Source organism: Flavobacteriales bacterium (genome assembly GCA_020435415.1).
In the GTDB taxonomy this organism is placed as follows: domain Bacteria; phylum Bacteroidota; class Bacteroidia; order JACJYZ01; family JACJYZ01; genus JACJYZ01.
The window spans coordinates 1-8,645 of record JAGQZQ010000120.1 but is presented as its reverse complement, the minus strand read 5'-3'; the positions used below and the strand labels follow the sequence as shown (position 1 = coordinate 8,645).

Sequence of the window (8,645 nt, the reverse complement as noted above, 5' to 3'; positions counted from 1 at the left end):
CCTTACACTCACGCCCGTCTGGGTTTAACTGATGGGTGGGTTTAAGTATTTCATTGTCTTGGTTTATCGCAAAGTCACTACAATTGCCCAACAAATTCCGGGACATTCTGGGTGTGTATGCGGAAGTGAACCTGCAAGAGGAAAAGGGCAAACATTATCTTGAAATCATTGTTCCCCGTTATGATGTGCCTATCTCCGTAAGAAGTAAATATTATGTTCGTACCGGAAGCACGTTGCAGGAAATAACCGGATTGGCATTGAATGAATTCATTCTGAAAAGAACCGGAAAAACATGGGACGATATTCCCGAACAAAGAGCTTCGATCAATGACATTGACGAATCCAGCGTTAAACAATTTCTGAAAGATGCACGAATAGCGAAACGGATCAATGTTGAAGACAATATCAGTATTTCGGATTTGCTCGAAAAATTGCGTTTACTCGAAGATGGACATTTAAAAAGAGCTGCCATTGTCTTATTTGGCATAGACCCCGGAAAATTTTACCCGAACATGGCCGTAAAAATTGGCAAGTTCGGAGAGACGGATGCCGACCTGAAATTTCATGAAGTATTAGAGGGCAACCTGATCCAACTCAAAGACCGGATTGGAGAAATGCTTAACGCCAAGTTTTTTATTCACCCGATTGATTTTATGGGCATGCAGCGGGTGGAACGGGATGAATACCCTGTAGATGCTGTCCGTGAAATGGTCTTCAATGCTTTGGTACACCGGAACTACATGGGAGCACCCACACAAATCCGGTTGTATGATGACAATTTCAGCGTTTGGAATGATGGCAGCTTGCCGGAAGGGATTTCAGAAGAAGATTTGAAGAAAGTACATCGCTCGAAACCGAGAAACCCACTGCTTGCAGATGTTTGTTTCAAAGCAGGCTATATTGATTCCTGGGGACGGGGCACCATCAAGATCATTGAAGCTTGCAAGAATGCCGGCTTACCGGAACCGGTTTTAAAAGAAGAACAAGGAGGCTTCCTGAGTAAGATATTTAAAGATCGCTTCACCAAGGAGCAATTGAAAATGGTCGGATTGAATGAAAGGCAAATTAAAGCAGTTGAGTACGTGAAGAAGAATGGAAAGATTACGAATAAAGATTACCAGAAGATCAACGATTGCTCAAGAAATACTGCATCGGGAGATCTAGGCAATTTGGTCGAAAAGAAAATATTAAAACCCAGTGACGTTAAAGGGGCAGGTTCATTTTATGTGCTAAAGTGAATTGCACATTAATTGCACAAATTGCACATTGATTGCACCACAATTGCATCAAACACATTAAGAGAGATCACAGTTGCGGCAAAATGAATAAAAATGCAGATGAACCAATATTCAGAAAATGAAAAACTGAATTTGTTCAAAAGCCTCTTCAAAGGCAGGGAGGGTGTCTTTGCTGTTCGGTGGGAAAAGGGGAGCAAAAACGGGTACATGCCTGCTTATCTGGAACGATCCCGTTCCGGAAAAGGACTGGGTAATTTGATTGCTTTGCCGCTCCATAAACCAACTTTGGAAGAAGGGAACAGTTGCTTTGTAGATGAGCAATTAGAGCCTTATCAGAACCAATGGAAATTCTTATCAACTATTCAAAAAGTATCTGACAGTTCAGTGATTAATATCCGCTACTGCTCATACACCGGGCCGTTGTGCCCAATTAAAACAAGACGATGAAACTTAATCATATCATTTACCTGCTTATTGCTGCTTTGACTGTCAATGCCTGTTCAAACAAGAAGGAAAACAATCATGATAGAATAATATGGGACAAATATGACAATGGAAATTACAAGACAGTTCATCAGTATTTTACTGATACGGCGGACATGACAGAAGATTACTACTATCAAGAGTTCTACGAAAATGGAAATTTGAAAATTCAGGGATTAGAAAATCAAAGAGCTAGAAAAGGAGAATGGAAAGCTTTCTTTGAAAACGGAAACCTGAAGGCAAAATTGACTTTTGAAAATGACATTCTAAATGGCCCAATTGAATTCTATTTTGAGAATGGAACAATTAAAGCTACAGACATTGCAGAAAATGGATTCTTAAAGCAAAATAATATTGACATAAAAAACTTCTTAATGGAAAACTTTGACATTTCGGAGAATAGACCGAATTGGAAAGATTCATTGGATATTATGATAGACTCATTGAAGACCATATTAAATAAAAAATAACTGGGTACAACAACACCTGTACGCAATGCCCTATGGGACGCTACTGCGCATAGCCAAACCATTACACAAAACCAGCCATGAAAATATTCTTAACGACGATTGTTTTATTCATGCTATTTCAAGGGTGTAAGAATGACAGAACCGTTGAAAAGGCGGATCCGAATCCCGTTTTTGATAACAGCCATTTCATTAGTCAACGACATTTGCACGAAAAGAAATTTGAAGGTTTTGATTTCAATACAGAGCAGCAATGGGATAGCCTGAATGGTATTTCTCACAAAAAAGTACAACACAGGAAAGGCAAGGTTCACCCTGATATTCGCACATTTGGCTGGCACGTTTATTCCAATGGTTCTGCATGGAAAAACTACAACCTTTCCATGTTATGGGGCATCTCATACTTTTCATACACGATTCAACCGGAAACCGGGAACTATAAAAGTATCCATCAATGGAAAACAACCGCCTTGATCGATAGTGCCAGGGCTGCCAACTGCAAAGTATTTCTTTCGGTAGCTAATTTTGGAAGCGAGAATAATGCAACTTTTTTAAAAAATCCGAAGGCTCAGAATACATTGATTGATAGCCTGTCCCGTTTACTGGCCCTGAGATCGGCCGATGGTATTAACATAGACTTCGAAGGCGTATCAAAGGAAAGCAAAACCAGTTTTACCAATTTCATCATTGAAATCTCAAAAAGACTAAAACAAGACCATCCAAACTACCAAATATCACTATGCCTTTATGCAGAAGATTGGAACGATATTTTCGACATTAAAACAGTAGATCCATATGTGGATTTTTACACATTAATGGGCTACGATTATTATGGGGGCTTTAGTAAAACAACCGGTCCGGTGACACCTTTTAACTGGAGTGAAATATTTGGAAATGGTTTGAAATCATCTATCGAATATTATCAGAAAAAAGGCGTACATCCGAAGAAATTAATTGTAGGCCTTCCTTATTATGGCGCGGAATGGAATACCAAAAAATCCCAGCCCGGCTCAATGGTCGCAGAATTCAGAGATAACCCGCCCTATAGTGCTATTCGGAAAATATATATTGATTCATTGCACACTCCGGTAAAGTTTGATTCCATCAGTTCTTCCACTTATTTAATTGTAAAAGAAGGGGATCACGGCTATCGGCAAATCTTTTTTGAAGACAGCAAATCGCTTTCGATTAAATATGACTGGATAAAGAAAAATAAATTGGGAGGTGTTGGAATATGGGCTTTAGGTTATGACAACGGTTATTCTGAACTATGGGATTTATTGGCAGAAAAATTTTCAGAAGAACAAAATGCAACCATGACTGACAAAAAATGAACCCGGATTATGCGATAGTGAATCTTCTATTGCATAGTTTGGGATAAAAGAACCAATCCACCCTAAACATTGTGCTCCCATAAAGAAAGGGAGTTTTCATCTTCATTACGTCAAAATCAAGTAACTTGCACGATTATTCTGGAGAAGATGAACACAGTCAGAATCACGAAGGAGATCAACTTTGAAATGGCCCATGCGTTGTATGGCCATGACGGTCCGTGCAAGGATATTCACGGACATTCTTACAAACTGACCGTTACCCTGAAGGGCCGGCCGATTGCCGATGAAGGAAGTCCGAAGTTCGGAATGGTGATGGACTTTGCGGATCTCAAGCGAATCCTGAAAGGCAAAGTAACCGATCAGTTTGATCATGCGGTCCTGGTATGGGACCAGTCGCCCTTTGCCAAAATGGTCAATGATCCACTTTATGGAAATATCATTGGGGTACCCTTCCAGCCTACATGTGAGAACATCCTGTTGGAGATTGTGCGCAGGGTGCGCCCGGAGCTGCCGGAAGGCGTGGATCTGGCGTCCATGCGTTTGCGGGAAACGGCCACCAGCTATGCGGAATGGCATAGTGGTGATTGATTAATTTGAAAATTGGTCAATTTGAAAATGATCCGGAATGATATCCTGCAGAAGAGATTTAACATCTGAAAGTCTGACCGTCTAACGTCTACAACCCACCATGTCCAACCTCATTGCCAAATATAACATCCCCGGTCCGCGCTACACCAGTTATCCCACCGTGCCTTATTGGGAAGGCCGTATGGATGAACAGATCTGGCGGCAACATGTAAAGCAGGCGTTTGATCAGAGCAATGCGGAAAGTGGAATGAGCCTTTACATCCACCTGCCTTACTGTGAAAGCCTGTGTACATTCTGTGGCTGTAACACCCGCATTACGGTGAACCATGCAGTGGAGGGGCCTTACATGGAGACCCTGAAAAAAGAGTGGGCTTTGTACAGGGAGATATTCGGTGCCCGTCCGAGAATCAGGGAATTGCATCTGGGTGGCGGCACGCCCACTTTTTTTAGTCCGGAAAACCTTTCGGATATGCTTCAGGACATACTTAGTCATGCGGAAGTTACGGAAGACCATGCCTTCGGTTTTGAGGCCCATCCCCGCAACACCACAAGGGCACACCTGGAGGCATTGCGTGCTTCCGGGTTTCGCAGACTGAGTCTGGGCATCCAGGACTTTGATCCGGTCGTTCAGGACGTGGTGAACCGTCACCAGTCGTTCGAGCAGGTGAGAGAAGTGACAGATTGTGCCAGGGAATTGGGATATACCTCCATCAACTTCGATCTTATTTATGGCTTGCCCTTCCAGAAGCGAAGCAGTGTGGAAGATACCGTAAACAAGGTGCTGCAACTCATGCCGGACCGCATCGCATTTTATAGCTACGCGCATGTGCCGTGGATCAAACCCGGTCAGCGAAAGTTCACGGAAGATGATCTGCCTTCCGATGCCGAGAAGCGTTCGCTGTATGAGTTGGGCAAGGGCATGTTGGAAGATGCCGGGTACATCGAGATAGGGATGGACCACTTTGCCCTGGAAACCGATGAGCTTTATTTGTCTGCCCAGAACCGCACGTTGCATCGCAACTTCATGGGCTATACGCCTGTTTACACCAGGTTAATGGTGGGCCTGGGTGTATCATCCATCGGTGACAGCTGGACGGCTTTCGGGCAGAACAAGAAAGTGGTGGAAGAATATATGAAAGATGTTCAGGAAGGGAAACTTCCCATTTTCCGGGGTCACGAATTGAATGATGAAGACCTGTTCCTCCGCAAACAGATACTGAACCTCATGTGCCATATGGACACCGAATGGCCTTCGGGAAATGCCTTTGAAGAAGTGCTGACGCAGGGCAAGGCAAAGCTGGTGGAGATGGAGGAGGATGACCTGATTGAAGTAGGTCCGAACAGCGTCACCATTAAACCGCAGGGGAAACCCTTCCTTCGTAATGCGTGCATGGCTTTTGATGCCAGACTCTGGCGCAGCAAACCCAAAGAACAAATATTTTCGAAAACCATTTAGGTGCATTGAAGGGAAGCGGGAGACATACTGTATTGAATCAATCTCCCCCCCGTATCTGGGTGTGGCTTTTTTTTAGTGTGCTTGCCATCCTGTTGCTTGTGCACAACGAGCAGATCAGTTTATGGGATCAGGATGAAGCTGCATACGCGGGCTTTGCGCGTACGATGCTGCAAACAGGCAATTGGGTGATACCTGATTTCATGTGGGGTTTCATCCATCGGAAGCCTCCGCTGCATTTCTGGAACATTGCATTGGCCGCGAAGGTTTTCGGTATGAATGAATTCAGCGTTCGTTTTTCTTCTTCCCTGGCGGTTTGGTTGACCCTGTTTCTGATGTATCGCTGGGGACGTCATCTGTGGGGGGCTCGCACATCACTCATGGCTTCGTTTATTTTATCTACTTCCCTTTTGGTACCGGCATTGGGAAAGATCGCATTGACGGATGGTACCCTGCTGCTCTTTTCAACCATGTGTGGCTTGTCGATTGCCATGCTGATACGAAAGCCATCTTATAAATGGGTCTTTGTGTTCTGGATGGCATTTGCGCTGGCTGTGCTTACGAAAGGTCCGCCGGTTATCTTGTTTACCGGTTTTCTTTGTGCCGGATTGCTATGGCGTCATCCGGACCGTCAATGGTTGTATAAGTTGAAACCGTGGTTTTTTCTGCCCCTCGCGCTGTTACCGCTGGCTTGCTGGGTATATGCCACTATTCAGATGGATGGCGGAACATTCGCCCGATGGATGGCGGATTGGTACATTCTGAAGCGGGTGGGTGGAGGTGTTTTGGGACAGGAAGGACCGCCCGGAACCCATCTGCTTTTCATGCTCATATTTTTCCTGCCATGGTTAAGGAATCTGCCGGTGGCGGTCTATTTGTCTGTCCGGTCTTTTCTGGAAAGAACCAATCACATGGTATTTACGCTGTGGTTTCTAGCGGGGTGGTTGCCATGGGAGCTGTCGCCGAGTAAACTTCCGTCATATGCTGTGGTGGCGCATGTTCCGCTCGCATTTTTTCTGGCCGATGCCATCTTGCATCACGGTGGGGTGCTGAAGAACTGGCGCAAGACGTTCAGCGTAATCCAGTTCTCGTTGACTCATGCGTTGTTTGTGGTGATCTGTTTGCTGCCTTTATTGCTACCTGTTGCCACAACATCTGCATATGTATTTTATGTGAGCGGAGGCATGCTCATTGTGTTTAATGTTTTTGCTGCATCTGCACTCCGTACCCCGAAATTCATACCGCGTTGGGTGGCGGTGAATGCCTTGTTTCAGGTGGTGATATGGGTGTTACTCATGCCGATTGCGGACCAATGGAAAAGCAGCACTCGGAGGACGGCTATCCTTTTGGAAAACCTCACACAACCAGGAACTACGGTGGTTATAGGCAACAACCGGGGAAGGCCACCCAGTTTGCCATATTATCTTGGAGATCGCTACTCGGAGATCCTGGTTGAAAAGCGTATTGATTCATTGAATGTATGGTATGGAAAAGAAGAACCGGTGGCACTCATTCTGAATGAATCACAGGCGATCAAACTGGCGGAGCTTAGGGGAGAGTTGCCACAGGTAGAGGTACATCCGGGCTTGTATACCGACAGGCTCGATAAAGCCGGTTATATATTGCTGATCAATCCTGAAGCACAGTTGGTGGGCAGGTGATCAGAGCCGGTACCCCAGCATGATCATCAAAGCAGAATGGTATTGCCCCCGGTTAAGCCGGAAGGTTTGTCCGCCCGAATGTTCTCTCACGGGTAGCAATGACGTATTGTACCGCCATTCCGCCATCCATTTCTCTCCCAGGTTATAGGAGATGCTGAGGTTACCGCTGAGTTCCCAGTCTTTGAACGGGCGGACGGGCTTCAGTGCACCGATCTGATTTTCTTCTTTGGAACCCACCAACGCGCCGAATGAGGGCCCCAGTCCGTATGAGAACTTGCCCATGTTGAATCTTACCATGACAGGTACTTCCATGTACTGCAATGCCATCAGGTAGGAAGAATAATCACCTTTGGCGGGATTCTGAACTTTACGGCTACCCTTCTGGATGTACTGTAATCCCATTTCCCAGGTGATCTTATCGTTGGGTGTGAGGCTGGCAAATGCTCCTCCTGTGATGCCCAGTTTATGAAAGCCGCTGAGCTCATCACCGGACACTTGTGATGCGATGAATCCGGCACGCAATGACGCTTTGAAATTCTGGGCATGCGCAAATTCCGACAGCCCCAGTATCATTGAAATGATTAACAGTAAATATTTTTGGCGTGCCATGCGGTAAAGATAACTAATTGACCAGGTGCTGCAGGTAATGATGTTGTTAAAATATTTCCGGCGGACCATTCCCGTTCTTTCCGGTGATTCCCGACATTTGTTTTTACGATGACCCCAGGTGATATCTCCATCAGAAAACTAGAGCCTCAGGAATCGGATTTGATTCTGAAGATTGCGCATTGGTACTTTGATGAATGGGGGAGTCCTGTTGAGAAGACCGTGAAAAGTTTAACCACGCAGGCTCCGGAAGAGATCCTGTTTCACCTCGTGATGATGAAGAATGGTGCGTTGATAGGAACGGCAGGGGTTTACCATGAGGTAAACCTGTTTAATGTTCATTCCCGTTTCAGAAAATTCACACCGTGGTTGGCGCTTTTTTATATGGATGAAAAGGAGCGTGGTCGGGGAATGGGTGCGCAGTTATTGGAGCATGTTGATATACACGCACGCGAAGCCGGAATATCTCAAGTGTACCTTTATACCTTTACGGCAGAACGTCTTTATGCCAGATGTGGTTGGCGGTATATGGAAACGGTCAGGTATAAGGACCATGATACGGCGGTGATGGATAAAATATTATAATTAATGTGTTGTGTTGATAACGAGACAACCATCGTCGGTAAGACTTATATTGGGAGCGACTTATCATCTTAATTAAACCCAAATTATGCAATAGATCAGCCTGATTTGCTGAAAAGGCTTTGTGGCCTTACCTTTCCGGAATCAGTGTAATGTACGAAAAAGATGCACGAGTTAGCGCATGAATTCACCAGCAGAAAAGTAAGTCCCTGGGGCGGGATCAAATATTTTCA

At 45.0% G+C, this 8,645-nt stretch carries 9 protein-coding genes; 8 read left to right on the top strand and 1 reads right to left on the bottom strand.

Annotation, left to right across the window (positions count from 1 at the left end; genetic code table 11):
* The first annotated feature begins 83 nt into the window (after nt 1-83).
* The 7 genes from KDD36_13920 to KDD36_13890 all read left to right on the top strand — a co-directional run bounded on the left by KDD36_13920 (nt 84) and on the right by KDD36_13890 (nt 7,224).
* Complete coding sequence (locus tag KDD36_13920) at nt 84-1,238, top strand: transcriptional regulator (protein ID MCB0397748.1); 1,155 nt, start codon at nt 84-86, stop codon at nt 1,236-1,238.
* Between the two features lie 99 nt (nt 1,239-1,337).
* Nucleotides 1,338-1,685, top strand: coding sequence for a hypothetical protein (locus KDD36_13915; GenBank protein MCB0397747.1), 348 nt, complete (start codon nt 1,338-1,340; stop codon nt 1,683-1,685).
* Nucleotides 1,682-2,191: a hypothetical protein gene (locus KDD36_13910; protein MCB0397746.1), complete on the top strand. Its 510-nt coding sequence runs from the start codon at nt 1,682-1,684 to the stop codon at nt 2,189-2,191. The genes KDD36_13915 and KDD36_13910 overlap by 4 nt, the downstream gene beginning before the upstream one ends.
* A gap of 77 nt (nt 2,192-2,268) precedes the next feature.
* Nucleotides 2,269-3,522, top strand: a complete 1,254-nt coding sequence (locus KDD36_13905) for a hypothetical protein (protein MCB0397745.1) — start codon at nt 2,269-2,271, stop codon at nt 3,520-3,522.
* Between the two features lie 147 nt (nt 3,523-3,669).
* Nucleotides 3,670-4,110 (top strand): 6-carboxytetrahydropterin synthase, encoded by a 441-nt coding sequence (locus tag KDD36_13900; GenBank protein MCB0397744.1) that lies wholly within the window; start codon nt 3,670-3,672, stop codon nt 4,108-4,110.
* Nucleotides 4,111-4,210: 100 nt separating this feature from the next.
* On the top strand, nt 4,211-5,566 hold the full coding sequence (gene hemN / locus KDD36_13895; GenBank protein ID MCB0397743.1) for an oxygen-independent coproporphyrinogen III oxidase: 1,356 nt from the start codon (nt 4,211-4,213) through the stop codon (nt 5,564-5,566).
* Nucleotides 5,567-5,571: 5 nt separating this feature from the next.
* Nucleotides 5,572-7,224: a glycosyltransferase family 39 protein gene (locus KDD36_13890; protein MCB0397742.1), complete on the top strand. Its 1,653-nt coding sequence runs from the start codon at nt 5,572-5,574 to the stop codon at nt 7,222-7,224.
* Here KDD36_13890 and KDD36_13885 read toward each other — a convergent pair whose 3' ends face one another.
* Nucleotides 7,225-7,833, bottom strand: a complete 609-nt coding sequence (locus tag KDD36_13885; protein MCB0397741.1) for a PorT family protein — start codon at nt 7,831-7,833, stop codon at nt 7,225-7,227.
* 108 nt (nt 7,834-7,941) lie between these two features.
* Between KDD36_13885 and KDD36_13880 the strand changes: the two genes are divergently transcribed.
* On the top strand, nt 7,942-8,415 hold the full coding sequence (locus KDD36_13880; protein MCB0397740.1) for a GNAT family N-acetyltransferase: 474 nt from the start codon (nt 7,942-7,944) through the stop codon (nt 8,413-8,415).
* The last annotated feature ends 230 nt before the right edge of the window (nt 8,416-8,645 follow it).